The 25,982-nt window shown below is 70.2% G+C and carries 19 protein-coding genes and 1 pseudogene; 8 read left to right on the top strand and 12 right to left on the bottom strand.

The window, feature by feature from the left end; translation table 11 throughout:
- Window positions 1-73: 73 nt before the first annotated feature.
- From OHS70_RS03585 to OHS70_RS03575, 3 genes are all read right to left on the bottom strand, one after another.
- A complete protein-coding gene (locus tag OHS70_RS03585) occupies window positions 74-979 on the bottom strand; it encodes a carbohydrate ABC transporter permease (protein ID WP_328393546.1) in 906 nt (301 codons plus the stop codon).
- Window positions 976-1,932, bottom strand: a complete 957-nt coding sequence (locus OHS70_RS03580) for a carbohydrate ABC transporter permease (protein WP_384048844.1) — start codon at window positions 1,930-1,932, stop codon at window positions 976-978. The genes OHS70_RS03585 and OHS70_RS03580 overlap by 4 nt, the downstream gene beginning before the upstream one ends.
- A gap of 86 nt (window positions 1,933-2,018) precedes the next feature.
- Complete coding sequence (locus OHS70_RS03575; RefSeq protein WP_328393544.1) at window positions 2,019-3,323, bottom strand: ABC transporter substrate-binding protein; 1,305 nt, start codon at window positions 3,321-3,323, stop codon at window positions 2,019-2,021.
- A 255-nt stretch (window positions 3,324-3,578) separates the two neighbouring features.
- On the opposite strand from OHS70_RS03575, the gene OHS70_RS03570 reads away from it, so the two are divergent.
- Window positions 3,579-6,353 (top strand): glycosyl hydrolase, encoded by a 2,775-nt coding sequence (locus OHS70_RS03570; protein WP_328393542.1) that lies wholly within the window; start codon window positions 3,579-3,581, stop codon window positions 6,351-6,353.
- 36 nt (window positions 6,354-6,389) lie between these two features.
- On the opposite strand, the gene OHS70_RS03565 is transcribed toward OHS70_RS03570, so the two are convergent.
- The 6 genes from OHS70_RS03565 to OHS70_RS03540 all read right to left on the bottom strand — a co-directional run bounded on the left by OHS70_RS03565 (window position 6,390) and on the right by OHS70_RS03540 (window position 11,010).
- On the bottom strand, window positions 6,390-7,421 hold the full coding sequence (locus OHS70_RS03565; protein ID WP_328393540.1) for a LacI family DNA-binding transcriptional regulator: 1,032 nt from the start codon (window positions 7,419-7,421) through the stop codon (window positions 6,390-6,392).
- Window positions 7,422-7,689: 268 nt separating this feature from the next.
- The gene (locus tag OHS70_RS03560; protein WP_328393537.1) at window positions 7,690-9,129 is read right to left on the bottom strand and encodes an FG-GAP repeat domain-containing protein; all 1,440 of its coding nucleotides are present in this window, start codon (window positions 9,127-9,129) and stop codon (window positions 7,690-7,692) included.
- A gap of 39 nt (window positions 9,130-9,168) precedes the next feature.
- A complete protein-coding gene (locus tag OHS70_RS38975) occupies window positions 9,169-9,558 on the bottom strand; it encodes a phosphotransferase (protein WP_443062724.1) in 390 nt (129 codons plus the stop codon).
- 90 nt (window positions 9,559-9,648) lie between these two features.
- Window positions 9,649-10,308 carry a DUF4097 family beta strand repeat-containing protein gene (locus tag OHS70_RS03550; RefSeq protein WP_328393535.1) on the bottom strand — a complete coding sequence of 220 codons (660 nt, stop codon included), beginning with the start codon at window positions 10,306-10,308 and terminating at the stop codon, window positions 9,649-9,651.
- An 82-nt stretch (window positions 10,309-10,390) separates the two neighbouring features.
- Window positions 10,391-10,663 carry a hypothetical protein gene (locus OHS70_RS03545; RefSeq protein ID WP_328393533.1) on the bottom strand — a complete coding sequence of 91 codons (273 nt, stop codon included), beginning with the start codon at window positions 10,661-10,663 and terminating at the stop codon, window positions 10,391-10,393.
- A complete protein-coding gene (locus OHS70_RS03540; protein ID WP_328393531.1) occupies window positions 10,660-11,010 on the bottom strand; it encodes an ArsR/SmtB family transcription factor in 351 nt (116 codons plus the stop codon). The genes OHS70_RS03545 and OHS70_RS03540 overlap by 4 nt, the downstream gene beginning before the upstream one ends.
- Before the next feature lie 168 nt (window positions 11,011-11,178).
- Between OHS70_RS03540 and OHS70_RS03535 the strand changes: the two are divergent.
- Window positions 11,179-11,277 (top strand): annotated as a pseudogene (locus tag OHS70_RS03535) (IS5/IS1182 family transposase); the annotation flags it as partial.
- 183 nt (window positions 11,278-11,460) lie between these two features.
- On the opposite strand, the gene OHS70_RS03530 reads toward OHS70_RS03535, so the two are convergent.
- Window positions 11,461-12,960, bottom strand: a complete 1,500-nt coding sequence (locus tag OHS70_RS03530; RefSeq protein WP_328393529.1) for a M1 family metallopeptidase — start codon at window positions 12,958-12,960, stop codon at window positions 11,461-11,463.
- Window positions 12,961-13,150: 190 nt separating this feature from the next.
- Here OHS70_RS03530 and OHS70_RS03525 point away from each other — a divergent pair, with 190 nt between their 5' ends.
- From OHS70_RS03525 to OHS70_RS03500, 6 genes are all read left to right on the top strand, one after another.
- Entirely contained in the window at window positions 13,151-15,127 is a 1,977-nt protein-coding gene (locus tag OHS70_RS03525; RefSeq protein ID WP_328393527.1) for a Xaa-Pro dipeptidyl-peptidase, read from the top strand.
- A complete protein-coding gene (locus tag OHS70_RS03520) occupies window positions 15,124-16,419 on the top strand; it encodes a M14 family metallopeptidase (RefSeq protein WP_328393525.1) in 1,296 nt (431 codons plus the stop codon). The genes OHS70_RS03525 and OHS70_RS03520 overlap by 4 nt, the downstream gene beginning before the upstream one ends.
- Before the next feature lie 120 nt (window positions 16,420-16,539).
- Window positions 16,540-18,267: a BCCT family transporter gene (locus tag OHS70_RS03515; RefSeq protein WP_328405385.1), complete on the top strand. Its 1,728-nt coding sequence runs from the start codon at window positions 16,540-16,542 to the stop codon at window positions 18,265-18,267.
- A 655-nt stretch (window positions 18,268-18,922) separates the two neighbouring features.
- Window positions 18,923-19,951: an oxidoreductase gene (locus tag OHS70_RS03510; protein WP_328393523.1), complete on the top strand. Its 1,029-nt coding sequence runs from the start codon at window positions 18,923-18,925 to the stop codon at window positions 19,949-19,951.
- Window positions 19,952-20,038: 87 nt separating this feature from the next.
- Window positions 20,039-20,317 carry a hypothetical protein gene (locus OHS70_RS03505; protein WP_328393521.1) on the top strand — a complete coding sequence of 93 codons (279 nt, stop codon included), beginning with the start codon at window positions 20,039-20,041 and terminating at the stop codon, window positions 20,315-20,317.
- Window positions 20,318-20,329: 12 nt separating this feature from the next.
- Window positions 20,330-21,967, top strand: coding sequence for an ABC-F family ATP-binding cassette domain-containing protein (locus tag OHS70_RS03500; RefSeq protein WP_328393519.1), 1,638 nt, complete (start codon window positions 20,330-20,332; stop codon window positions 21,965-21,967).
- A gap of 271 nt (window positions 21,968-22,238) precedes the next feature.
- Here the strand turns inward: OHS70_RS03500 and OHS70_RS03495 are convergent, their stop codons facing one another.
- Entirely contained in the window at window positions 22,239-24,620 is a 2,382-nt protein-coding gene (locus OHS70_RS03495; protein WP_328393516.1) for a Tex family protein, read from the bottom strand.
- Window positions 24,621-25,015: 395 nt separating this feature from the next.
- Window positions 25,016-25,873 (bottom strand): SCO6745 family protein, encoded by an 858-nt coding sequence (locus OHS70_RS03490; RefSeq protein WP_328393514.1) that lies wholly within the window; start codon window positions 25,871-25,873, stop codon window positions 25,016-25,018.
- Window positions 25,874-25,982: the final 109 nt, after the last annotated feature.

Genomic DNA, 25,982 nt, shown 5'->3' with positions numbered 1-25,982 from the left:
GAGTGAGACGGAGGCTGTGGGGCCACGGGGGGGAAGGGGTTCTGGCGTCCTCGGTCCTGGCGACCGGGGAGCCCTAGCCCTTGACCGCGCCCTGCATGATGCCGCCGACGATCTGACGGCCGAGCAGACCGAAGACGAGCAGGACGGGCAGCGTGCCGAGCAGCGTGCCGGCCATGATCACGGACTGGTCGTGGACATAGCCGCCGCCGAGCTGGCGCAGGGCGACCTGGACGGTCGGCTCCTGCGACGACAGCGCGACGATCGGCCAGAAGAAGTCGTTCCAGGCGGCCATGAAGGTGAGCATGCCGAGCACGGCCATCCCGGGGCGGGCGATCGGTACCACGACCGACCAGAAGATCCGGGCGGTGGACGCACCGTCGACACGGGCGGCCTCGATCAACTCGTCGGGCAGGGACTGCACCAGGTACTGACGCATGAAGAACACGCCGAAGGCGGACACCAGTCCGGGCAGGATCACCGCTTGCAGCTGGTTCACCCACTCCAGCTTCGCGATCAGCATGAACAGCGGGATGACGCCCAGCTGCGGCGGGATCATCATCGTGCCGACGGTGATCGCGAGCAGGGCGCCACGGCCGCGGAAGCGCAGTTTGGCGAAGGCGAACCCGGCGAGCGTGCAGCACAGCACCGTGCCGACGGTGATGGAGCCCGACACGATCAGGGAGTTGAGCAGGGCCTTGCCGATGTCCGCCTCTTCGAGCACGGCTTCGAAGTTGCTGATCAGGTTGGATCCCGGCCGCAGTGTCGGCGGCACCTTGGCCAGGTCGGCGTTGGAGCGGCTGGCGGCGACGATGGTCCAGTAGAACGGGAACGCCGAGATCAGCACCGCGAAGATCAGGATCGCGTGGGCGAGCTTGCCGCCGTGCATCGTACGGCCTGCGCGATTCCTCCCCGGGCGGGCGGTCCGGGCGCGTTCCCGGGTCGTGGACGGCTCGGTCGGCGGTGCGGCGAGCGCGGTCATCGGCCGGCCTCCTTCGCGGAACGGCGGCGCGCGATCAGGGCGTTCACCCCGACCAGCACCACGATGAGCAGGAACATCACCCAGGCGATGGCGGCGGCCCGGCCCAGGTGGAAGAAGCCCCAGCCCTGCTCGTACATGTACAGGCCGAGCGTCTGGTACTGGTGCGAGATACCGCCGGAGATGGAGCCCTCGAAGAGCAGCGGCTCACCGAACAGCTGGGTCGCCCCGATCGTGGAGACGATCGTGGTGAAGACGATGGTGGGACGCAGCCCTGGCAGGGTCACATGGAAGAACTGCCGCCAGCGGGACGCCCCGTCCATCTCCGCGGCCTCGTAGAGCTCGCTCGGGATGGACTGCATACCTGCCAGGTAGATCAGTGCGTTGTAGCCCGTCCAGCGCCAGATCACGATCGTCGAGACGGCGATCTGAGAGGCGAAGGTGCCGGTCTGCCAGTCCACGGGATCGAAACCGGCCAGGCCCAGCAGATAGTTGATCAGGCCGAAGTCCCGGCCGAACAGCTGGGCGAAGACAAGCGTGGCAGCCGCGACCGAGGTGGCGTACGGCAGCAGCATCGCGGTACGCAGAAAAGTCCGCCCGCGCAGCCGGTAGTTGAGCAGATGTGCAAGTCCCAGCGCCATCACCAGCTGCGGCACCGTGGAGAGCACGCCGATGGTGAAGGTGTTGCGCAGCGAGGTCCAGAAGAACTCGTCCTCCAGCAGCGCGGTGTAGTTGCCCAGCCCTCGCCACTCCATGTCGCCGGGTGTCTGCAGCTCGACCCGGTACAGCGACACGAACGCCGTGTAGATCAGCGGGAAGAGCCCGAACGCGGCGAACAGGGTGAAGAAGGGGGCGATATAGGCATACGGCGAGAGTGTGCGCCACGCGCGCAGCGCGGCCTGCGGCCTGGGCGGCGTCGGCGGCGCGAGCTGCTTCGCCGGTGCGGTGAGGGTCACGGGGCGGCCCTTCGGGTCGAGTCGGTTCGGGGCTGGGCCTTCGGGCCGGTCCGTTCGCGCGAGCGGACCGGCCCGAAGGAGCGGTGTCAGCCGATGGTGTTGGCGACGCCCTTCTCGGCGTTCGACCACGCCTTGCCGGGCGCGGTGCCCTTGCGCTCGACCTCGCTCAGCGCGTTGGTGATCTGCTGGTTGATGTTCTGGTCGTGCAGACCGAGGACCTGGACGGGAGCGGCCTTGGCGGCCTCGCCGAAGATCTGGCCGATCGGGGCGCCGGAGAAGTAGGCGTCCTTGGCGTCGGCGACCTGCTCGATGGCGCCGGTGGCGGAGGGGAAGTTGCCCTGCTTCTGGAAGAGCTTGGCCTGCTGCTCGGGGGCGGTGAGCCACTGGATCAGCTGGTAGGCCTCCTTCTTGTTCTTGGCCGCGCGCGGGATGGTGAGGTACGAGCCGCCCCAGTTGCCGGCGCCGCCGGGCAGCTTGGCGACGTCCCACTTGCCCTGGCCCGCGTCACCGGCCTGGCCCCTGATGTAGCCGAGCATCCAGGCCGGGCAGGGGATGGTGGCGAAGGAACCGGCGGCGAAGGCCTGGTTCCACTGCGGTGACCACTGGTCGAGCTTGGCGCTCAGTCCGGAATCGGCCGCCTCGACGGAGGTGTCCCAGGCCGCCTTCAGCGCCGGGTTGGTCTCCCAGATCAGCTTGCCGGAGGCGTCGTAGTAGCGCTCCTTCTCCTGGCCGATCATGATGGAGAAGAGGCTGCCGACGCTGTCCAGCCAGGCGCTCTTCGCCGGCGCCTTCTTCTTGTACTGCTTGCCGAGCTCCAGATATCCGTCCCACGTGGACCACTTGGCGGCGAGTTCGGCGCGGTCGGTCGGCAGACCGGCCTTCTTGAACAGGTCGCTGCGGTAGCACATCGCCTCGGGGCCGACGTCGGTGCCGAGCCCGAGCACCTTGTTGTCCTTGGTGGTCGCGGCGGCCCACTTGGCCTCGGCGAACTGGCTCTTGAGCTTGTCGGCGCCGTAGGTGTTCAGGTCCTCGAACTTGTCGGCCTGCTGCTGGGTGACGGAGGCGATCCGGCCCACCTCGATGCCCTGGACGTCCGCGAGACCGCCGCCACCGGCCAGCCGGGTCTGCAGCGACTTCCAGTAGTCGGCCTCGTCCTCGGTGTCGGTCTGCTTGATCCTGACGTTCGGGTGGAGCTTCTCGTACTCCGCGTAGAGCCCGGCCTCCTTGTAGCCGAAGGATCCGAACAGGTCGACGGTGAGCGTGACCTTGCCGCCGGCGCTGTCGGAGGCGCTGTCCGACGAGCCGGATCCGCAGGCGGCGAGCAGTGCCCCGGCGAGCGCTGCCGCACCCAGGCGGACGGCGGCCCTCTTGGCGGCTCGGGCTATGGGCATGGGAAGCCTCCCTTGGCTTCGGGGTGGAGCGAGACCGCTCTGCGCTGCTGGCCTTGAGAGCGCTCTCAACGATGCGTCTGGAGAGTGCCCCGCACACGCTCGCCCCGTCAAGACTCGAAGACATAACGGCTTGGACTCGGGACCAACTCCCGTTTGTGTCCCATCTATTGACACGTGTGTTTCAGGAGTTTTACGTTCCTGGCATCTGAGAGCGCTCTCGGCCCCCCTACTCATGAATGACATGAGGTGCCGTCCATGCCAGCCCCCCGCACCAGACCGGCCACCGTGCTGGTTCTGGCCACCACCCTGGCCGCTTTCGGCCTGGGTCCGTCAGCCGCTCCCGCGGCGGCCGCGACCGTGCCCGTAGGCTCCGGCAGCTACTCCGACACCCGTCCCGCCGGCGCATCCGGCCCGACCACCAACACCGGCACACCGGTCATCCCCAAGGTCACGGCCGCCGCGAAGAACCGGCCCGTGCCCACCAACGACTGGTGGTCCTCGCTCGCCTTCCAGCGCTATGGAGACAACCCGCACTCCACGCCCATGTACGGCCACCCGCTCACCTACCAGGCGACCGCCGGCGGCCTCGAGGTCGGCTACCCGACCACGCCCGCCGTCGTCGGCGACGGCCGCCAGTACGAGTACGCGCACAAACGCGATCTGACCCTCGGTCTGACCGGCCTCGACTCACCCGACACCAAGGCCGACGACTGGTCCGACTGGACCGTGACGCCCTACTGGTCCGACGGCAGCCGCACCCTGCGGACCACGATCGGCCACGGCCTGCCGTTCGTATACGCCAAGGGCTCCGGCGGGGACGCCAGGATCACCACCGCGACGGCCCCCGCCGTCTTCGCCGATCAGGGCAACGTCCTCGGCATCACGGTCGCAGGTCACCACTACGCCCTGTTCGCACCGACCGGCAGCGACTGGACGGTCTCCGGCTCCACCATCAGCGCCGGCCTCGGCGCCAAGGACTACTTCTCCCTCGCCGTCCTGCCCTCCACGGACGTGCTCGCCACCTACAAGAAGTACGCGTACAGCTTCGTCACCGGGTCCACGGCACAGTGGAGTTACACCGGCGGCACCGTGAAGGCCACGTACACGCTGACGACCGAGGCGAAGGAGGGCACCGAGCGCGGCACGCTCCAGGCCCTCTACCGTCACCAGTGGCTGCACACCACCGACGCGCTCACGCCGTACACCTATGTGTCGCCGCGCGGCACCATGAAGGTCCGCGAATCGGCCGCCTTCACCACCAGCCAGAAGGCCTCCGCCGTGCTGCCCGCCCTGCCGGAGGCGGACGGCGTGGACACGGCCCGGCTCCGCGGCCATCTGAACGAGGTCGCCAACGCCGCGGACCCCTTCTCCGGCTACACCGACACGTACTGGACCGGCAAGGCGCTCGGCCGGCTCGCCCAGCTGGTGCCCGTCGCCGACCAGATCGGCGAGACGGCGACCCGCGACAAGCTGCTCGGTCTGATCAAGGGCAGACTTCAGGAGTGGTTCACCGCCGGCGGCGCCAGTGAGTTCAGCTACGACAAGGACTGGAGGACCCTCACCGGCTACCCGGCCTCGTACGGCAGCGACACCGAGCTCAACGACCACCACTTCCACTACAGCTACTACGTGTACGCCGCGGCGGTCGTCGCCCAGTACGACCAGAGCTGGGCCGCCGACTCCGCCTGGGGCGGCATGGTCAAGACCCTCGTCCGGGACACGGCCAACCCCAGCCGTACCGACACGGCCTTCCCCTTCCTGCGCGGCTTCGACGTCTACGCCGGACACAGCTGGGCCTCCGGGCACCAGGGGTTCGCGGCCGGTAACAACCAGGAGTCGTCGTCGGAGTCCACCAACCTCAGCGCCGCTCTGGTCCTGTGGGGCTCGGCGACCGGCGACACCTCGCTGCGCGATCTCGGCACATATCTGCTCACCACGGAGTCCGAGGCGATCGCCCAGTACTGGTTCGACGCCGATGAGCAGGTCTTCCCCTCCTCTTTCGGCCACGACACGGCCGGCATGGTCTGGGGCAGCGGCGCGGCCTACGCCACCTGGTGGACCGCCAACCCGGAAGAGATCCATGGCATCAACGTCCTTCCGGTGACCGGTGGTTCACTGCACCTGGGTGGCAAGAAGGCCGCCGTCCGGCGCAACATCGCCGAGATGGAACGCGAGAACGGCGGCCCGGCCGTCGAATGGCGCGACATTCTCTGGGAGTTCCAGTCCTTCGCCGACCCCGCCGCCGCCAAGGCCAAGTGGGACGCGGGCCACGCCGGTTACACGCCCGAGCAGGGCGAGTCCAAGGCCCACACGTACCACTGGCTCGCCACCCTCGACACGCTCGGCGCACCCGATGCCACGGTGACCGGTGACATCCCGAGCTCGGCCGTCTTCACCAAGGGCACGGTGCGGACGTACGCCGCGCACAACTACGGCGCGACGGCCCGCACGGTGACCTTCTCCGACGGCAAGACGCTGTCGGTGCCGGCCCGCTCCACGGCGACCGGCACCGGCAGCGGCGGCGACCCGGACCCGGATCCCGACCCGCCGAGCGGCAACACGTTCCAGCTGCGCAGCGGCGGTGTTCTCACCACCGCGACCGGCGGCACGGCGGGCAGCGACACGGTCGCGTCGGCCGGCGGCGCCAACCACGACGGCACCCCCTACCAGCCACTCGTCTACGAGGTGAGGAACGTCAACGGCACGCTCACACCCGGCGCAGCCACCGTCTTCCGCCTCCAGCTGGACGCGGGCACCTCGGTCGGGCTCGGCCAGCAGGCCAGGATCAGCTTCGACCTGACGGGCGACGGCACGTTCGACCGCGTCGAGACGTACCACTACTTCGCGACCGATCCGGTGGCGGGATGGGAGGAGTACGCCCAGTCACGCGGCCTGAAGTCGGCGACCGGGACCCTCGGTGACCTCACGGGCGGCACCGTACGGCTGGAGGTGTGGAGCGCGATCGGCAACGGCACGTCCAGGCTCCAGACCGGCACCGACCGCTCGGTGCTCGTGATCCCCTACGGCTAGCCAGGGGGCCGCAGGGTGTGCGGCGGGCATCGGAGGTCAGGCCGATGCCCGCCGCACCAGCGTGGTCGGCGTGATCACCGAGGCGGGCGCGCCCGTCTGCGTCCCGTGCTCGTTCAGCAGCCGCATCAGCAGGCGGACCATCAGCCGTCCCATGCCCTCGATGTCCTGGCGCACCGTGGTCAGCGCCGGACTCGACTGCTCGACGACCGACGGCATGTCGTCGAAGCCCACCAGTGCCACATCCTCCGGAACCCCCACATTCCGTTCGCGCAGCGTTCGCAGTGCGCCGAGCGCCATCAGATCGTTGGAGACGAAGACCGCGTCCACGTCCGGCCGGCGCTCAAGCAGTTCCGCCATCGCGCGGGCGCCGCTCGCCTCGGTGAAGTCGCCCTGGCACAGCAGCGCCGGGTCGGCGTCCACCAGCACGTCGTGATAGCCGTCGATCCGGTCGAGCGCGGAGGTCTGGTCGCGCGGGCCCGCGATGTGCGCGATGTGCCGGCGGCCGAGTGAGACCAGATGGCGCACGGCCTCCCGGGCGCCACCGCGGTTGTCGGCGTCGACATACGGCACGGACAGGTCGGCCCCGGCGCCCGGGCGGCCGCCGAAGACCGTGGGGATCTTCGCGCGGTCGATGATCGCGGGCAGTTCGTCGTCGTCGTGGAGGGAGAAGGCCAGCGCGCCGTCGACATGCCCGCCACCGAGATAACGGGCTATCCGGTCGTGGTCCCCGGGCCCCTCCACCCACAGGAGCACCAGCTGGGAGTCGTACGCCGTCAGCTCGCGGCTGATCCCGCGCACCTGCTGCTCGAAGAACGGGTCGGAGAAGATCCGGAACTCGGGCTCCGCGATGATCACGGCCACCGCGCCGTTGCGCCGGGTGACCAGGGTGCGCGCCGCGTGGTTGGGCACGTACCCGAGTTCCTCGACCGCCCGGCGCACCTTGTCGACAAGCGGCGGGCGTACACCGGCACCGCCGTTGACGACCCGCGAGGCGGTGGCCCGGGAGACGCCGGCACGGGCGGCGACGGCTTCCAGCGTGGGGCGTGCCCCGGTGGACTGCTCGGGCAAGGCGGGCGCTCCTCGTCTGCTCCAGTCAGCTGCTCGGCACGAGCGCGGACGGCGTGATGCTGCCGCGGACAGGATATCCGCACTTCAGGGTCTGATGAGAGCGCTCCCATCCCTGGTCCAACGACCACGGGGCCTTGTGCCTGGAGGACACGCCCGGCGGATCGCGGAGGCCGTGACGCATTGCGGAGGGGCGCCGATCTCGCGCAGGTGCACTCGGAGGCTGACCGGGTTCATCGCCTGACGGTAGCCGGACGGACAGTGAGCCGCCTCACCGGCCGAAGCCGTAGTCGCCGCGGCCGGCGGTGAGCGCGATGCCGAGGGTGTCCTGGTCGAAGGTGACGGTGTGCGAGGCCGAGATGCCGCAGGTGGAGCCGGACAGCACCCAGAGGATCGGGTCGGTGCCGCCCGGTGACAAGTAGCTGCCGATCACCAGTTCCGCCGAGTGGTCCCGGTCGGTGTCCAGCAGGGCTTTCGCGTGGCCGAAGCCGGCCTCGATGTCGTCGGATCCGGTGATGCCGGGGGTGAGCCGGCTGAAGAGCCGTGCGCCTTGCGTGGTCAGGCCCTTGGCGCTGCCCAGCAACAGGATGACGGTCGGGCGGCCCACTGCGTCCGTTCCCACCGAGCCGCTGAAGACGGCATCGGCGTGACCGTCGCCGTTGGTGTCCCCGACGGACACACCCGCGCCGAAGGAGCAATAGGTGAATTTCGGCGAGCCCGGCAGCGCGGCATGCTCGGTGATACGGACCGGCTTGAGCCTGGTGCTCTGCCCCTTGGGACCGCCGTATGAAACCTCGACCCGGCTGCCGCCCTCCGGGATCACTGGATCGCCGAACCCCTCGCAGGCGAGGCCCATGACGACGTCCGCGTAGCCGTCCTTGTCGATGTCGGCGGTGACGGGTGCATGGCCGTACAGGTCCTTGCCCTGGGAGTCCTTCAGGCGCGGGCCCTTGGTGAGCCGGCCGTCGGCCGCACCCCGGTACAGGACGGTGGCGCGGGGACTGTAGGCAGCGTCGCCGTACTTCGACCAGGTGACGACGAGGTCGTCACGGCCGTCGCCGGTGACGTCCCCGGCGGCGGAGGGTGTGGCGATGTCATCCTCGGACGTGAAGGGCTCGCCCTCCGGGGTGAGGTCGAGCCGGACGGTGCGCTCCGGCTTGCCCGCGCGGCTGAAGGGTCCGAGGGCCAGGGTGCCGACGTCCGTATAGGTGTCCCTGGAGACGAGATCGGTGTAACCGTCGCCGTTGAAGTCACCGGCCACGGGTGACACGCCGGTCAGCCGGGCAGCGCCGGACTCGGGCAGGCCGCGCCTGCCGCCCCAGACGACGAAGATGGTCTTGCTGCCCGCTGTTGCGACGAGGTCCGCGTAGCCGTCGCTGTCGAGGTCCGCGCTGACCGAGTCGTCGCCGAAGCGGCCGCCCTGCCCGGCCTTGCCCAGCCCCAGGTCGTTCTGGTCGATGACCTTGCGGTGGGCGGTGCCGGGGCCCTTCGCGGAGCCGTGGACCACGACCACCTGTCCGGCGGCGTAGATGCCCTGGACCGTGGCGTCGGAATCGGTGACGACCAGATCGCTGTAGCCGTCGCCATTGAAGTCGGAGACGGAGGAGGCGACGGCCGGGCGTTGCTTCGGCTTGTCGGCGGTGCTGCTACCTGAGCATGCGGTAGTGACGGCCAGGAGGGCAGCGAGGCAGGCAAAGGCTCGTTTGCGCATGGTGGTTGGACTCCCCGTCCGCCCCAAGGGTTGTGTGGGTCACCTCCCATCACAACTGCCCCACAGCGAAGGACGGCTGTCGGCCTCGCAGCCCACGCGACCGGCCGGTTGCCGGACTCCTTGGGCCGTGTAGGAATGACCACAGTCAAGGCTTCTTCGTAGCCTTCTTGCCGCGATGCTGCCGCGAGGCGGCTCTGAGCGACGCGGATCTCGGCCCCTGGTTTGCGGGCACTGGTCCGGCCTAGGCAGTGGCTCTTCCCATCCCGGACCGTAGTTCCACTGCGTACTCCATGTGGCGACAGCGAGGTCGGCCCAGCGGTCGGCGGCACCGAGCGTGCCGAGGTCGACGTGTCCGGTCCACGTGCCGTCGTCACCGACCACGGTGTTGGGGGCGCAGGCGTCGCCATGACAGACGACGAGCCGGTCGATGGGCGGGATGTCAGTGAGCGACAGGTGTTACACAGCATCCTTTTGCACCACAGGAGCCGCTGCACCGGTTGGCCGATTGCAATGCGGTCGTCAGTTGGCGGTGACGACGGTGATGTTTCCGCCACCCGTGTGCGCCCTCACCTTGTGCGAGGAGGACGGATCGCTGGCGATGCCCACCTCACGGTCGCCGCCGTCGGTCCTGGCATCCACCGCGTAGGCGCCTTCGGGTAGCCGCACCGCGATGTTGCCGCCCTCCGACTCGGCCTCGATCTGGTCGGGCGCCGCGGTGAAGGAGACGTCGAGGTCGCCGCCGCCTGTGTGTGCGGAGAGCTTCTTCGGGGCGGACTCTGTGATCCGGACGTTGCCACCGCCCGTGTCCACGGACAGGATGGAGCCGTGCGGGACCGCCACGGTGTAGTTGACACTGCACTCTCCGGCGTCGCTCTCCGTGCAGCCAGGAGCGTTCAGCGAGAGCTCGCCGTTGCGCACGAAGTGTTCGGTGCGCGGCTTCTCGTCCGTGTACTCAAACCTCTCGGTGACGCTGACGCCGGAGCTGTTTGCGGCAACCACTTCGACGTTCCCGCCGTTCGTCTTGATGTGTAGGGACGTCACCTTCTCGTTGACCTGGTACTGCGACTCCTCCACTGTGGTCTTGCCGTTGCAGGCCGTGAGTGCGGCGCCGGCGAGGGCGGCGGACACCGTGACCAGGAGAAGGCGTCCGGTCTTGTTCCTGGCGCACGTCGAGTACATGGTTCCTCCTCAGGTTTGGCTGGAAAGGCAGGAGCACGGATGGTGACGGGGGCGCTTCCGGTACTCCGGTGCTCGGCCGCGGCTACTCGACGTCCTTGAGAGTGCGTTCCATGGACTCGACCCGCGATCGCATGTCGGCGAGCTGTGCCGAGATCTCCGACAGTCTCTGGTCCGTCAGTTCCTGTGTTGTCAGGGCCAGTTCGGTGAGCTGACGGTATTCCTGCTCGCGGGCGAGGACGGCCTCGGCGCGCTGTGTCTTGCCGCGCTGGCGCAGGGCCACGATGATCACGGGCGTGAGCAGCAGCAGACCGCCCAGCGTGAGAATGATGCCGTCCAGACCGTAGTTGTGGTTCAACGTTCCCCCTTGGCCTGGTCGGCCTCTTCGTCGGTGGCGATGGTGATCGTCTCGGCGAGCGCGATGACGCTGCGTGGAGTCAGGTTCAAGGCGAAGGGCACGACTTCGTAGTACTTCATCGCCTTTCCGTCCTCTGAGAGCTCAAGCGTGGAGGAGACCAGGCCGGCACTCTCCAGCTTGCGCAGGTGGACCTGCAGTAGGGCCCGGCTGATACGGAGCTCGCGAGCCAGTCGGCTCACGTAGTTGCGCTCCCTGGCCACGGCCGCGACGACACGTAGCCGATGCGGATTGGACAGAGCCGCGAGCACCTTCGTCAACTCGTCTCCGGTGAGATCAGAGAGGTTCATACGGACTCCTTGCTCCTGCCAAGAAAAATTAGCAGGTGCCAGCAACGCGTACAACGGGATGGCTTGTTCGGTGTGCAGGCGTGACGGAAAACCACACGTCCCCTGCGGCACTTCCACGAGGCCGAGGTGAGGGTGCGTCGGTCGGGCCGGCCGATCGTCATGGCTCGGCTCACCGGCTGCCGCCGCCCCTACCGACGCTATGAACGCAAGGCCGAGAGCTTCCTGGCCTTCACCAGCATCGGCTGCACCCTCATCTGCTGCCGCAAGGCCCGGCCTGCGGAGTCGTTCCGAGTCATTTTTGACCTGCGAATCCTCGTTGACCGGGGCCACGGGAAGAGGCCATGAAGGAGTCATGACAGCCCCGAAGGCCCGTCCCCGCGCACCGGCGGGGACGGGACAGCGCCGCCGCCCCCGAAGGGACGGCGGCGCTGTCAGGGCTGTGCACCCGGGTCAGTGGCCGTGGTCGTGGACCGAGTTCGTCGCGGCGATCTTCTTCCAGGACGCCGGCGGCTGCGGTGCCACGGACTCCGACCGCGCGTCACGCACCTTCGCGGCAGCCGGGGCAGCCGGCTTCGAGGGCGCGTACAGCCAGGTGTCGAAGAGTGCGGCCAGCGGCTTGCCCGAGACCCGCTCCGCATACGCCACGAAGTCGCCCACCTTGGCGTTCTTGTAGGCGTACTCGGTGGGCCAGCCCTTGAGGATCGCGAAGAAGTCCTCATCCCCGATCTCGTTCCGCAGGGCCTGGAGTACGAGGGCACCCCGGTCGTACACGGCGAGGTCGAACTGCTTGTCCGGACCCGGGTCGCCCGGCTTGACCGTCCAGAAGGCGTCGTCGGCCGGGTGCTGGGCGTAGACCCAGTCCGCGAGCTCCTGGGCGGTGCCTTCGCCCTCCTTCTCCGACCACAGCCACTGGCTGTAGCGGGCGAAGCCCTCGTTGACCCAGATGTCCTTCCAGCCGTCGACCGACACGCTGTCGCCGTACCACTGGTGCGCCAGCTCGTGCACCACCACCGAGACGTTGGCGCCGTTCGCGAACTGGCGCGGGCTGTAGAACGGGCGGGTCTGCGTCTCCAGTGCGTACCCGCTCTTCACGTTGGGCACGTAGCCGCCCAGCGCGTTGAAGGGGTAGGGCCCGAAGACCCCGGTCAGCCACTCGGCGACCTCACCCGTCCGCTCGACGCTGGCCCGCGCCGCGCCCGCGTTGTCGCCGAGGTCCTTGCTGTACGCGTTGAGGATCGGCAGCCCGTCCGCCGTTCTGTCGGTGGTGATGTCGAACTTCCCGACCGCGAGCGTGGCCAGATACGACGCCTGCGGTTTGTTGGAGCGCCAGTTGAAGCGGGTCCAGCCGAGCCGTGAACTCTGCGACTGCAGCACGCCGTTGCTGATGGCCTGGGTGCCGTCCGGAACCGCGACCGAGATGTCGTAGGTCGCCTTGTCCAGCGGGTGGTCGTTGCTCGGGAACCACCACACCGCCGAGTCCGGCTCCTGCGCGGCGACTCCGCCGTCCGGGGTGCGGTGCCAGGCGGTGAAGCCGTCGATGCTCAGTTCGGACGGCTTGCCCGCGTAGCGGACCACGACCGGCACCGGCCGGCCCTTCTCCAGCGCAGCGGCCGGGGTGATGACCAGTTCCCGGTCGCCCTCCTTGGCGAACGCCGCCTTCCTACCGCCTACCCGTACCTCGCTGACCGCGAGTCCGAAGTCGAGGTTGAAACGGCTCAGGTTCTGTGTGGGGGTGGCGAGGATCGTCGCCGTCCCTTCCAGCAGATCGGTGGCCGGCTGGTACCTGAGGCGGAGGTCGTAGTGGGAGACGTCGTATCCGCCGTTCCCGCTGGCCGGGTAGTAGGGGTCGCCGATGCCCGGTGCCCCGGGCGACGAAGTGGCGGCCGATGCCGGGATCGCCAGCAGGAGGGTGGCCGCGAGCGCGCCCGGGACGATGAGTCTGCGGTGCACGGATGCTCCAAGTCGTTGGGACAAGTGATCTCTCTGGACCCTAGGCACGACCCCTGCCGCCCGACAGGAGCGCGGCCCGGCCATTCACACGATCGCCATGGGGCCGACATGCCACCTGGTGTCCCTTTGGCCGCTTCGGAGCGCCGACTGCCCTCTTTTGCACGGGAGTTGACCGGAGTACCTTCCGCCCATGCCGAATCGTGTGCGGGGCAACCGCTTTACGTGCAGATCGCTGGTGGTGGCGGCCTCGGCCGCTCTGATGTCCCTGACGCTCGCCCCGACCGCCGCGCAGGGCGCGTCCGTCCGCGAGAGCAGGCCGGTCTACTCGTACGACAACGCGATACGTGAGTCCGTCTGGGTCGACACCCGGCTCGACGGCGACGGCGACGGCAGGACCGACCGGGTCGCCGTCGACATCGTCAGGCCGCGCGAGGCCGCCGAGCAGGGCCGCAGAATCCCGGTGATCATGGATGCCAGCCCGTACTACGCCTGCTGCGGGCGCGGCAACGAGAGCCAGCGCAAGACCTACGACGCGAACGGCCGCCCGGTCCAGTTCCCGCTCTACTACGACAACTACTTCGTTCCCCGCGGCTATGCCTTCGTCGCCGTCGACCTGGCCGGAACCAATCGCTCGGACGGCTGCGTGGACGTCGGCGGCCGCTCGGACATCCAGTCGGCCAAGGCGGTCGTCGACTGGCTGAACGGCCGCGCCCGCGGCTACACCACCCGCACCGGTGCCGTGCGCGCCCGGGCCGGCTGGAGCACCGGCGCCACCGGCATGATCGGCAAGAGCTACGACGGCACCATCGCCAACGGTGTCGCGGCCACCGGCGTACGAGGTCTGAGGACCATCGTCCCGATCGGCGCCATCTCCTCCTGGTACGACTACTACTTCGCCAAGGGCGCACCGTTGTACGACTCGGGCCCCGAATGGCTCTCCGACTACGTGGAGAGTCCCGAGGCGCGCGCCCGCTGCGGGGCCGTCCAGCAGCGACTGGTCGACGAGGCCCCGCGCAGCGGCGATCTGACGGGGCTGTGGACGGAGCGGGACTATGTGCCGGACGCCGGCCGCGTCACCGCCAGCGTCTTCGCCGTCCACGGCATGCAGGACCTCAACGTCCGTACGAAGCACTTCGGTCAGTGGTGGGACGCCCTGGCCGCGCAGGGTGTGGACCGCAAGATCTGGCTCTCGCAGACCGGGCACGTCGACCCCTTCGACTTCCGCCGCGGTGAGTGGGTCAGCACGCTGCACCGGTGGTTCGACCACTACCTCCTCGGCTACGACAACGGGGTCGACCGGGAGCCGATGGCCGACATCGAGCGCGCCCCCGACCGGTGGTCCACCGACCGGGTCTGGCCGCCGCGCTCCACCACCGCCACCAGCCTGCGCCCGGGCAGCGGCACCGCGGCCGGCGTCGGCACCCTCACGCTGCGGCCCGCCCGGCCCGGCGCCACCGAGACGTTCACCGACGACCCGCGACTGGACGAGACGGACTGGGCCGCGGCCGTCGACACCCCCACTCCGGCCAAAGCGGGATTCATCACCGAGCCGCTGACCCGCGAACTGCGCCTGTCCGGCTCCGCGCGGGTGACCGTGACGGCCACCGCGTCCACCTCGAGCGCCCACCTGTCCGCGGTCCTCGTCGACCTCGGTCCCGACACCATCCGCGACTACGCGGCGTCCGGCGAAGGCATCACCACCCTCGCCGAACGCACCTGCTGGGGCGCGAGCACCGCAGGAGACAGCTCGTGCTTCAAGGAGACCCGAGCGCGCACCACCACGGTCGGCCACACCATCTTCAGCCGTGGCTGGGCCGACCTTGGCAATCACGCATCCGACGCCCACGGCCGTCCCCTGACCCCCGGCCGGCCGTACACCATCAGTCTCGATCTGCACGCGAGCGACCACGTGGTCCCGGCCGGCCACCGGCTCGCGCTGATCGTCGGCGGCACCGACCGCGATCTGATCGACCCGCCGCCCTCCGTACCGCGCCTCACCCTCGACCTGGCGCGAACGGCCGCGCACCTGCCGATCGTCGGCGGAACACCGGCCTTCGTAGGCGCCACGGCCGGTTCATCCGAAGCACTCGGCCCCCGCGAGTCCCGCCTCGGCGGGGTCGCCGAACCGCGTCCGATCCGACCGATCCCGGGAGGCAGCACCCGATGACGCCCCGCCTGTCCCGCCCGCGTGTGCGCGCTCTCGCCGTGACCGGCGCCGCCGTCGCGCTGGCCGTTCCCCTGCTCACCGTTCCCGCCGAAGCGGCCCACACCCCGCCGCGCACCGGGTTCGAAGAGAGCGACGGCGCACGCTGGACCAGCCAGAGCGAGGAGCAGACGTTCCTCGCCGCCGTCGACCGCGGCAGCGGGCGCATGTCCGTGGCCCGGATCGGCACCACGAAAGAGGGCCGCCCGCTCCAGCTCGTACGCGTCGGTGACCGGCGTGCCGCCCACACCGTGCTGCTGATCTGCAGTCAGCACGGCGACGAACCGTCCGGCCGTGACGCCTGTCTGACCACGATCCGCGATCTCGCCTACGCCAGGGCCGGCAGCCCCCGCGGGCTGCCGGCCCGCACCCGGGTCCTTGTCGTCCCGACCGCGAACCCGGACGGCCGGGCCGCAGGCACCCGGGGCAACTCCGACGGCGTCGACATCAACCGCGACCACATCGCCCTCAGGACGGCCGAGGGCAGGGCCGTCGCCGCCGTCATCCGTGACCAGCGCCCGGACATCATCTACGACCTGCACGAGTACGGGGCGACCCCGCCCTACTACGACAAGGACCTGTTCGACCTGTGGCCGCGCAACCTCAACACCGATGCGCGAGTTCACCGTGAGGCGCGGACACTGTCGGACCGGTACGTGCGCCCGGCGGCGGCCGGAGCGGGTTACAGCACCGGTACGTACGGCATATGGACGGACCCGGTCACCGGGGATCCCGTCAAGCAGACCGCGGGCGACGGGCAGGAACGCATCCTGCGCAACGCCTCGGGCATCAAGAACGCAGTCGGGCTGCTCATCGAGAGCCGGGTCGACCCCCTGACCGACCAGGAGAAGGCGGATCCCGCGCTCAACAACCGGCGCCGGGTGCACAGTCAACTCGCGGCACTGGAAGGCCTGTTCGCCTTCAGTGCGGAACGGCGCGGCCGGATCGAGGCGGCGACGTCCGGGGCCCGGGCCGCCGGGACGGCGGACAGCGGGCCGGTCTATCTGGGCGGAGCCGACAACGACCCCGCCACCGGCGAGGAGACCCTCCAGGACCCGCCCTGCGGCTACCTCCTCGACGCCGCCCAGTACACGGAAGTGAAGGACGAACTGGCGTTGCACGGCGTCACGTCGCGGCCGGGACCGGAGGGCGCGTTCGTGCCGCTGCGCCAGCCGCAGCGGGAGCTGGTCCCGCTGCTCCTCGACGGCCGTGCGACCTATCACCTGGTATCAGGTGAACCGGTCACCGCCTGTTGAGGTCTGTGGTGTGCATCACATGTGGTAGGGGGTAGTCGAGAGCGGAGCCCCGATTCCGCAACCCCGCGAAAGGTGCCATCTGTGCCGCACGACGAACAACGACCGGCGGACCGGGGAGAGCTGTCGGTGACGGCAGATCTCCCCGGCCGTCCGAAGGAGACAGGGCGCCCCACGACCGACCGTGTGGTCTTCGGAGTCACGGCCGTGCTCACCCTCGCCTTCGTGGTGTGGGGCGCCGTCGCGACGGACACCCTCGAGGACGTCTCCGACGCGATGCTCGCGGGACTGATCCACAACGGCGGCTGGGCGTTCGTGCTCGCCGCGTCCGGCTTCGTGGTCTTCTCGCTCTGGCTCGCCATCAGCCGCTACGGCAGGATCACGCTGGGGCAGGAGGAGGAAGAGCCCGAGTTCCGCACCATCTCCTGGGTAGCCATGATGTTCAGCGCCGGCATGGGCATCGGCCTGATGTTCTACGGAGTCAGTGAACCGCTCGCGCACTTCACGAACCCTCCGCCGGGCACGGCGCCGGCCGACTCGGCGGATGCCATGGTCACTGCCATGGCGACCACGCTCTTCCACTGGACGCTGCACCCCTGGGCCATCTATGCGGTGGTCGGACTCGCCATCGCCTACAGCTCCTACCGCCGCAGGCGGCGGCAGACCATCAGTGCTGTCTTCGAACCGCTCATCGGCAAGCGCCGGGCGAACGGCGGCGTCGGCCGCTTCATCGACATCCTCGCGATCTTCGCCACGCTCTTCGGCTCCGCCGCGTCCCTCGGCCTCGGCACTCTGCAGATCGGCAGTGGCTTCACCGAGCTGGGCTGGATGGAAAAGGCCGGTATCGGACTGCTGGTGGGCATCATCGCCACCCTGACCGTCGCGTTCGTCCTTTCGGCGGTGTCCGGTGTCGAGAAGGGTATTCAGTGGCTGTCCAACACGAACATGGTGCTGGCGCTGCTGCTGGCTCTGTTCGTGCTCGTCGCGGGTCCGACCATCATCGTGCTCGATCTGCTGCCGACGTCCATCGCCGCCTACTTCGGCGAACTCCCGCAGCTCGCGGGCCGCACCGAGGCGAGCGGCGGGGAAGGCGTCGCCGATTGGCTGGGCAGCTGGACGGTCTTCTACTGGGCGTGGTGGATCTCGTGGACCCCCTTCGTCGGCATGTTCATCGCCCGGATCAGCAGGGGGCGTACGATCCGGCAGTTCATCGGCGGCGTCATCCTGGTGCCCAGCACCGTCAGCCTTCTGTGGTTCGCGATCTTCGGCGGATCGGCGATGAAGCTGCAGGAACAGGGGCGGCTCGGTGACGAGACCACGCCGGAGGGCCAGCTCTTCGCGGTACTCAGGGAGTACCCGCTCACCACCGCGATGAGTGTGCTCGTGATGATCCTTGTCGCCATCTTCTTCGTGTCGGGAGCGGACGCCGCGTCGATCGTGATGGGAACGCTCTCCCAGAAAGGTGTCTTCGAGCCGAACCGGCTCGTCGTCGTCTTCTGGGGTGTGCTCACCGGCGCCGTCGCCGCCATCATGCTGCTGATCGGCGACGGCAAGGGCGATGCGCTGGCGGGCCTGCAGAATCTGACGATCCTGGTCGCCGCGCCGTTCGTACTCGTCATGCTCGGCATGTGCGTCGCCCTGATGCGCGATCTGCGCAGAGATCCGCTGATCGTGCGCAAGGAGCTCGGAGCGGAAGCGGTGGAGTCCGCGGTGATCGCCGGACACACCCACTACGACGGCGACTTCGAGCTCCGGATCGGTCCGGGCACCGGCGAGGACACCGCCGGTGGCGGCGGCGTCCCCGGAGCAGGGAGCGAAGGTGGGGGCCGGCCGCCGGCCGGCGCCGGATGACCCGGTACGAGAGACGGGACCCGCACCGGCTCGGGTGCCGGAGGTCCCGCCCTGCCGGTGGCGCCGGGGTCCCGCCCCGCCTTCCCTGTGCACGGAACGGGAGTACCTTTGCGGCTGCCGTGACCCGCTCCGGCCGGCCGGGCCCGGGGCGTGGAGCGGGGGCCCGCCCCGGAACACCCCGGAATGCCTGACCGGATCGGACCGGATGAGACCGGCTCAGCTCGGTCGGCGCAGCAGCGTGCCCCGCGCCCCGGCCAGATGTCGCGGGGGACGTTGCCCGCCGGGCGTGCCGGCCGAGTCAGCACGTGTCCTCTCGCAACCGGCGCCCACCGCAAGGCCGTCCACATGCCCGTCGCCTCCCCGCCGGCGGGCGGCCATCCGGGCCCCGCGAACGGCCGCACCCCCGCTTCCCCAGGGTGCTCGGCCAACTCCTCGCAGACGTACCGGACATGAGCGATCAGCCCCGACCGGAGTGCGCGGCTCGAGGAGACATGGCCACCACAGGGCGCCCGCCCCCCGAGGCCGTCACGTCGGGACCATGACATCACCCGAATCACCGTGCGTGGACGGAACGTGGTCGGAGAGTGACCCGCGGGATTGCAACCCGCCGGGACGCGTGTGCACGGATCACGGCACAGTTGGGGATACTCACGACATGTCTGTCGAGTACGCGACCTTCGGTCTGGCTCCGGCGATGCGGGCCGGCGGTGTCCTCGCCGATGGCGGCTATCAAGTGCACCGGGACTTCCTGGACTTCATCGTCGACGGCCGTCCCTTGCTGTTCCAGCTCTGCGACCTCGATGCGGTCTCCCCGCTGGCCGCCGACGTACCACCGGCGATCTTCAGCGCACAGGTGCGCACCCTGCTGCTGGAGACGGATGCCCCGTTCGAGGGCAGCCGCTGTGTGATCTACGGCTGTCCGGAGTGCGAGGACATCCAGTGCGGAGCGGTGACCGCCGTCATAGAACGCGACGGCGACGACATCGTCTGGCGGGACTTCGCCTGGCAGACCGACGGCAGTGCCGATCTCGACCTCAACGGCTACCAAGGGATCGGCCCATTCCGCTTCCGCGGCGAGGAGTACCGCCGTGCGCTGCAGCGTCTGCTGCCCGGCGACGCGGACCAAGTCCCCGTCCGCCGCCGGGTGCTGCTGATCGGTGCGCGCGTGAACGTGCTCGCCAAGCTTGCCGCCGCGCTGCGCACCATCGGCATCGGTGCGGAGATCGCGCACGATGCCGACACCGTGCCTCCCGAGGAGCTGCGCACCTATGGAGCCGTCGCCTTCGGACGCGCGGTGGGGCAGGACGAACGAGCCGCGGTGCGCGCGGCGTTCGAGCGGGCAGCCGCCCCCGCAGCGTACGTGGAAGGGCTCGCCCCGATCATCCCTCTCCTCGTCGCCCAGATCGAACACGCCTTGGACCGCAGCCCCTTGGAGCAGCGACGGCTCACACGGCTGAACGCCACGGCGGACGGCGCGGAGGTCGAGGTGACGTCCGCGTGCCGCGTCCAGCTGGTCGCGTACCGTCTGGACCGCCTCTACCGCAGCCACACCCAGCAGCTCTTCGACGGCATGCTCGAACCGGGCCGGCACCTGATTCCGCTGGACGCGAAGACGGCCAAGGGACAGTCCTTCGTCGTGGCACGCGCCACGGGGGGTGTGCTGGTCGCACCCGTGGCGCGATGACGGAACCGAGTGGCCCGGGCGAGCCGTGGACCGCCGAGGAGAAGACATGCAGCCGCCGATGAACCGGAGGTCTGCCTCCGTGCGCCGATGAGCGCGAGGCGGATCGGACCCGCTTCGCACCCGTACGCGCGACGAGCTGCGCCGCAGGCACGGGCCCCCTACTGCCGGGACCGCCTCCACGCCGCCCCCCTGCCGCTGCACGGCGCCGGCCCGGGAACGCCCGTCGGCACCTGTGACGCGGTCGGCGCCTGCTTGACCGCGCCACGCTTTCGGTGGGTGCTCGAGGACCTGGCCTGCGGCGACACCCTGCGCAAGCCACTCGGCAAGCAGCTGTGCGCCCTCCTGGGACTTCGTCCCGGGGGCTAGGATCTCCCCCTGATGACTGCAACCCTCGTCGCCAAGGACCTCGCCGCCGGCCACGGCGACCGCTCGCTCTTCTCCGGGCTCGACCTCGTCGTCGCGCCCGGAGATGTCATCGGCCTCGTCGGCGTCAACGGCGCCGGCAAGTCGACCCTGCTGCGGCTGCTCGCCGGACTTGTCACACCCGAGCACGGGGAGCTGCGACTCTCCCCGCCCAGCGCCACCGTCGGGCACCTTCCGCAGGAGCCCGAGCGCCGCGCGGGCGAGACCGTGCGGGCCTTCCTCGCCCGGCGCACCGGCGTGGCCGCCGCCCAGGCGGCGATGGACGAGGCCACCCAGGGGCTGGTCGACGGCACCCCGGGCGCGGACGACGCGTACGCCGTCAGCCTGGAGCGCTGGCTGGACCTCGGCGGCGCCGACCTCGACGAGCGGGCGGAAGAGGTCGCGAGCTCGCTCGGCCTCACGATCGGCCTCGACCAGCCGATGACCTCGCTCTCCGGGGGCCAGGCAGCCCGCGCCTCACTCGCCTCCCTCCTGCTGTCCCGCTACGACGTCTTCCTCCTCGACGAGCCGACGAACGATCTGGATCTGGACGGCCTCGAGCGGCTGGAGACATTCGTCCACGGCCTGCGCGCGGGCACGGTCGTGGTCAGCCACGACCGCGAGTTCCTCACCCGAACGGTCACCAAGGTCCTGGAACTCGATCTTGCCCAGCAGGAGATCACCCTCTACGGCGGCGGCTACGCGGCCTATCTGGAGGAGCGGGAGACCGCCCGCCGGCACGCCCGTGAGGAGTACGACGAGTACGCCGACAAGAGGGCGGCACTCGAAGGCCGCGCCCACATGCAGCGCTCCTGGATGGACAAGGGCGTCAAGAACGCCCGCCGGAAGGCCACCGACAACGACAAGATCGGCCGCAAGCTCCGCAGCGAGGCCAGCGAGAAGCAGGCCGCGAAGGCCCGCCAGACGCAGCGCATGATCGAGCGCCTCGATGTGGTGGACGAGCCCCGCAAGGAGTGGGAGCTGCGGATGGAGATTGCCGCGGCCCCCCGCTCGGGCGCGGTCGTCGCCACCTTGCGCGAGGCCGAGGTCCGCCGCGGCGACTTCAGCTTCGGCCCGGCCACGCTGCAGATCGACTGGGCCGACCGGGTCGCCATCACCGGCGCGAACGGCGCGGGCAAGTCGACCCTGCTCGGCGCGCTGCTCGGCCGCATCACGCTCGATTCCGGCGACGCCTCGCTCGGACCGGGCGTCCTCGTCGGCGAGGTCGACCAGGCGCGGGGGCTCTTCCTCGGTACGGAGTCGCTGCTGGAAGCCTTCTGCGCGGCCGTCCCGGACACCGAACCCGCCGAGGTCCGCACGCTGCTCGCCAAGTTCGGTCTGAAGGCGGCCCATGTGCTGCGCCCGGCCACCACCCTCTCGCCGGGCGAACGCACCAGGGCCGCGCTCGCACTGCTGCAGGGCCGCGGAGTCAATCTGCTCGTACTGGACGAGCCGACCAACCACCTGGACCTGCCGGCGATCGAGCAGCTGGAGTCGGCTCTCGACTCGTACACGGGCACACTGCTCCTGGTCACTCACGACCGCCGGATGCTCGATGCCGTGCGCACCACGCGCCGGATCGAGGTGGCCGACGGGAAGGTGACCGAGCTCTGACGCAGCCCGAGCCGGTGACCGGCTCGATGCGTTGACCGGTCCGATGGCGGACCCGGACCCGGACCTGACCCCGGTGCGGACGGGACGACCGGTCCGGCCGACGATCTCCGTGCCTCCGCGGGACCGTGCAGCCCTTGGGCGGGGCCGGTCGGACCCCCTGGAGAGCGTGAGGCTCCGGGGCTCCGTACAAGCACTGGGCCCCGCAACGTCAGTGATGCGACACAGCGATGCGGGCCGGCCGGGGAAGCCCCGGCCGGCCCGCACGACTTGCTCAGCCCCGCCTGCCTCCGCCGTTCTTCGGGTCCACGAGACCGGCCCTGCGCAGGGCGTCCGCCATCGCGCTGTTGGCCGGCGCGGGGGCCTGCGCCTGACGGCCGCCGCCCGCACCGCCGCGCCGGTCGCGGGCGCCGCCGCCCTGGCGCTGCTGCGGCGGGCGGCCGCCGCGCTCCCGCCTGGGCGCGCCCGGCTCCGCCGTCTGCGCCGACGCCTCGTCGTCCAGCCGCAGCGTCAGCGAGATCCTCTTGCGCGGGATGTCGACGTCCAGCACCTTGACCTTGACCACGTCGCCCGATTTGACCACGTCACGCGGGTCCTTGACGAAGGTCTTCGACATCGCCGACACGTGCACGAGTCCGTCCTGGTGGACACCGACGTCCACGAAGGCGCCGAAGGCGGCGACATTGGTGACGACACCCTCCAGCACCATTCCGGAGACCAGGTCGCCGATCTTCTCCACGCCCTCCTTGAAGGTCGCGGTCTTGAAGGCGGGCCGGGGGTCGCGGCCCGGCTTCTCCAGCTCCCGCAGGATGTCCGTCACCGTCGGCAGACCGAACGTCTCGTCCACGAACTCCGTCGGCCTCAGCGACCGCAGCACCGACGTGTTCCCGATCAGGGACGCCACCTCGCCGCCCGTCGACTTCACCATGCGCCGCACCACCGGATACGACTCCGGGTGCACGCTCGAGGCGTCCAGCGGGTCCTCCCCGCCGCGGATCCGCAGGAAGCCCGCGCACTGCTCGTACGCCTTGGGCCCGAGCCGCGCCACGTCCTTCAGCGCCTTGCGGGAACGGAAGGGACCGTTGGAATCCCGGTGCGCGACGATGTTCTCGGCAAGACCGGTGCCGATGCCCGAGACCCGCGAAAGCAGCGGCGCGGACGCGGTGTTGACGTCGACGCCGACACCGTTCACACAGTCCTCGACCACCGCGTCGAGCGAGCGCGACAGTTTCACCTCGGACAGGTCGTGCTGGTACTGGCCGACGCCGATCGACTTCGGGTCGATCTTGACCAGCTCGGCCAGCGGGTCCTGAAGCCGGCGCGCGATCGAGACGGCGCCGCGCAGCGACACATCGAGACCGGGCAGCTCCTGCGAGGCGAAAGCGGAGGCGGAGTACACCGAGGCACCGGCCTCCGAGACCATCACCCTGGTGAGGCCCAGCTCCGGGTGCTTCTCGATGAGTTCACCGGCGAGCTTGTCCGTCTCGCGGGACGCCGTGCCGTTACCGATGGCGACCAGTTCGACGGAGTGCTCCTTGGCGAGCCGCGCCAACTTCGCCAGCGACTCGTCCCACTTGTTCGCCGGGACGTGCGGATAGATGGTGTCCGTGGCGACGACCTTGCCGGTCGCGTCCACGACGGCCACCTTCACACCGGTACGGAAGCCGGGGTCGAGGCCGAGCGTCGCCCGCGTGCCGGCCGGCGCGGCCAGCAGCAGGTCGCGCAGGTTCGCCGCGAAGACCCGTACCGCCTCGTCCTCCGCGGCTGTGCGCAGCCGCAGCCGCAGGTCGATGCCGAGGTGGACGAGGATCCGGGTCCGCCAGGCCCAGCGGACCGTGTCGCCGAGCCATTTGTCGCCCGGTCGGCCCTGCTGGGAGACGCCGAAGCGCACCGCGACGAGGCCCTCGTACGACGAAGGCCCGTCCACCGGCTCCTCCGGCTCGAGCACCAGGTCGAGAACCTCTTCCTTCTCGCCCCGGAACATCGCGAGAATCCGGTGCGAGGGCAGCTCGGTGAAGCCCTCGGCGAAGTCGAAGTAGTCGGCGAACTTCGCGCCCGCCTCCTCCTTGCCGTCCCGCACCTTCGCCGCGAGACGGCCCCGCGTCCACATCCGCTCACGCAGCTCGCCGATGAGGTCGGCATCCTCGGAGAAACGCTCCGTAAGGATCGCCCGCGCACCGTCCAGGGCGGCCGCCGCGTCGGCGACGCCCTTGTCGGCGTCGACGAACGCCGCCGCCGCGGCGAGCGGCTCCACCGACGGATCGCCGAGCAGCCCCTCGGCCAGCGGTTCGAGCCCTGCCTCGCGGGCGGTCTGCGCCTTGGTACGCCGCTTGGGCTTGAAGGGCAGATAGATGTCCTCGAGGCGCGCCTTGGTGTCGGCGGCCCGGATCCGGGCCTCCAGCTCGTCGGTCAGCTTGCCCTGCTCGCGCACGGACTCGAGGATCGCGGTCCGCCGCTCCTCCAGCTCCCGCAGATAGCGCAGCCGCTCCTCGAGCGTGCGCAGCTGCGCGTCGTCGAGCATCTCGGTCGCTTCCTTGCGGTAGCGGGCGATGAACGGCACGGTCGACCCGCCGTCCAGCAGCTCGACGGCCGCTTTCACCTGCCGCTCGCGTACGCCGAGCTCCTCGGCGATCCTGCCTTCGATGGACGTCGTCACGGTTCCCCGACTCGCCTTCTCGTGCTGGCTGTGCTTGAGAGTGCATTGTGCCGGGTGGCCGGGTGCCGTGTCGCGTGGCCTCACGGGTGCGCGGGTCGCCCGGTGCGGCCGCGCCGGGAGGGTACGGGTGCGCCAGGGGTGGTCCGGCCCGTCCCGGCGGCCGGTCGGCGCGCCCGGCGGGAAGAGACCCTCGGGAAGGAACCGGCTGGAAGAGAGCCGCGTCCCGCCGCGGCCGGGGCGCGATCCCCGGCACGTCCCCGCCGTCCGAGCCCTGGCCGACCGACCGGGGCCGGAGCCCCCGGCGCCGCGTCAGTCGTCCCGTTGCAGCGGCTCTTCGGCCGACGGGTGCCGTCCGGCGTGGCGACGACGGCCTCGCCGGGACCGGCGGGCCTGGCTCAGCCCGTGGCCTCCTTGGGGAACGCGCCCGCGGCCGCCGCAGACATCAGCAGGCTGCGCCCCAGCTCGGTCAGCCGCTCCACGCCCTCCGCGCCCAGGTGTTCGTACGGTGCGAGGTCGATCCGGTCCGTGTGCTCCTCCACCTCCGCCCGCAGCCGGGTGCCGGCCTCCGTCAGAGCGTCCGCGTCGTCCAGCAGTCCGCGCTCGCGCAGCCGTCCCTGGGCGGCTTCCCAGTCGGTGCGCCGCCAGCCGCGGCTGGCGAGGATCCAGCGCGGGGACATGCCCTTGCCGGTCGCGGTGTGGCTCACCAGCGCCTCCAGCGGGTCGAGCCCGGCGGACAGCAGGGCGGCGAGGTGACCGTCGCCGCGGTGTTCCCGCAGCAGGGTCGCGGCGTGCCAGTAGGCGAGATGCGGCTCGTCGGGCACCGCCAGATCGGCGTGCGCGGCATACAGCGGCCGGGCGTGCGGCGTGCAGGCCTCGGTGGCGCGCAGCGCGAGCTGCGCCGCCTCGGCGAGCTCCTTGGAGGCGAGGATCTCCTCACCCAGCAGCCTGCGCAGCGTGGTGTCGACGGCCCGGAGCCGCGCCTCAAGCACGGCTTCGGGCGCGGCAGTGGCCCAGACCGCCGGCAGATGCCGGGCGATCAGCTCGGGATTGAAGTTGTAGAAGGTCGCGGCCACCGCACCGGGCCCGACGGCGCCCATCGCGGCCGCGCGGGTCACGAAGTACCCGGCGCTCACGTCCTCGATCCCCAGGCGGCCGAGCTCCGCGGCCAGGTCCGGGGAGAAGTAGACCGTCGAGTGCATCGGGTTGATGACGTTGTGGCAGCGGCGTCCCGCGCGCGGTGGCAGAGAGGTCATGGATGCAGGTTACCGACTGGTTGGTACGTTCGGAACCCGGAGTGCGTGATGGCAGGAAAGGTGGGGTTCTCGACATTGCGGCCATGACCGGCAGCGTCAAGCATGGAGG

Origin of the sequence: Streptomyces sp. NBC_00390 (assembly GCF_036057275.1) — a bacterium.
In the GTDB taxonomy this organism is placed as follows: domain Bacteria; phylum Actinomycetota; class Actinomycetes; order Streptomycetales; family Streptomycetaceae; genus Streptomyces.
This window is presented reverse-complemented; position numbering and strand designations above follow the sequence as displayed.

Bases quoted from the DNA above. Each gene is read 5' to 3' on its own strand.
- OHS70_RS03585 (WP_328393546.1), bottom strand. From the start codon at position 979: ATGACCGCGCTCGCCGCACCGCCGACCGAGCCGTCCACGACCCGGGAA.
- OHS70_RS03560 (WP_328393537.1), bottom strand. From the start codon at position 9,129: ATGCGCAAACGAGCCTTTGCCTGCCTCGCTGCCCTCCTGGCCGTCACT.
- OHS70_RS03510 (WP_328393523.1), top strand. From the start codon at position 18,923: ATGTCTGTCGAGTACGCGACCTTCGGTCTGGCTCCGGCGATGCGGGCC.
- OHS70_RS03525 (WP_328393527.1), top strand. From the start codon at position 13,151: ATGCCGAATCGTGTGCGGGGCAACCGCTTTACGTGCAGATCGCTGGTG.
- OHS70_RS03490 (WP_328393514.1), bottom strand. From the start codon at position 25,873: ATGACCTCTCTGCCACCGCGCGCGGGACGCCGCTGCCACAACGTCATC.
- OHS70_RS03505 (WP_328393521.1), top strand. From the start codon at position 20,039: ATGAGCGCGAGGCGGATCGGACCCGCTTCGCACCCGTACGCGCGACGA.
- OHS70_RS03570 (WP_328393542.1), top strand. From the start codon at position 3,579: ATGCCAGCCCCCCGCACCAGACCGGCCACCGTGCTGGTTCTGGCCACC.
- OHS70_RS03575 (WP_328393544.1), bottom strand. From the start codon at position 3,323: ATGCCCATAGCCCGAGCCGCCAAGAGGGCCGCCGTCCGCCTGGGTGCG.
- OHS70_RS03540 (WP_328393531.1), bottom strand. From the start codon at position 11,010: ATGAACCTCTCTGATCTCACCGGAGACGAGTTGACGAAGGTGCTCGCG.
- OHS70_RS03500 (WP_328393519.1), top strand. From the start codon at position 20,330: ATGACTGCAACCCTCGTCGCCAAGGACCTCGCCGCCGGCCACGGCGAC.
- OHS70_RS03520 (WP_328393525.1), top strand. From the start codon at position 15,124: ATGACGCCCCGCCTGTCCCGCCCGCGTGTGCGCGCTCTCGCCGTGACC.
- OHS70_RS03550 (WP_328393535.1), bottom strand. From the start codon at position 10,308: ATGTACTCGACGTGCGCCAGGAACAAGACCGGACGCCTTCTCCTGGTC.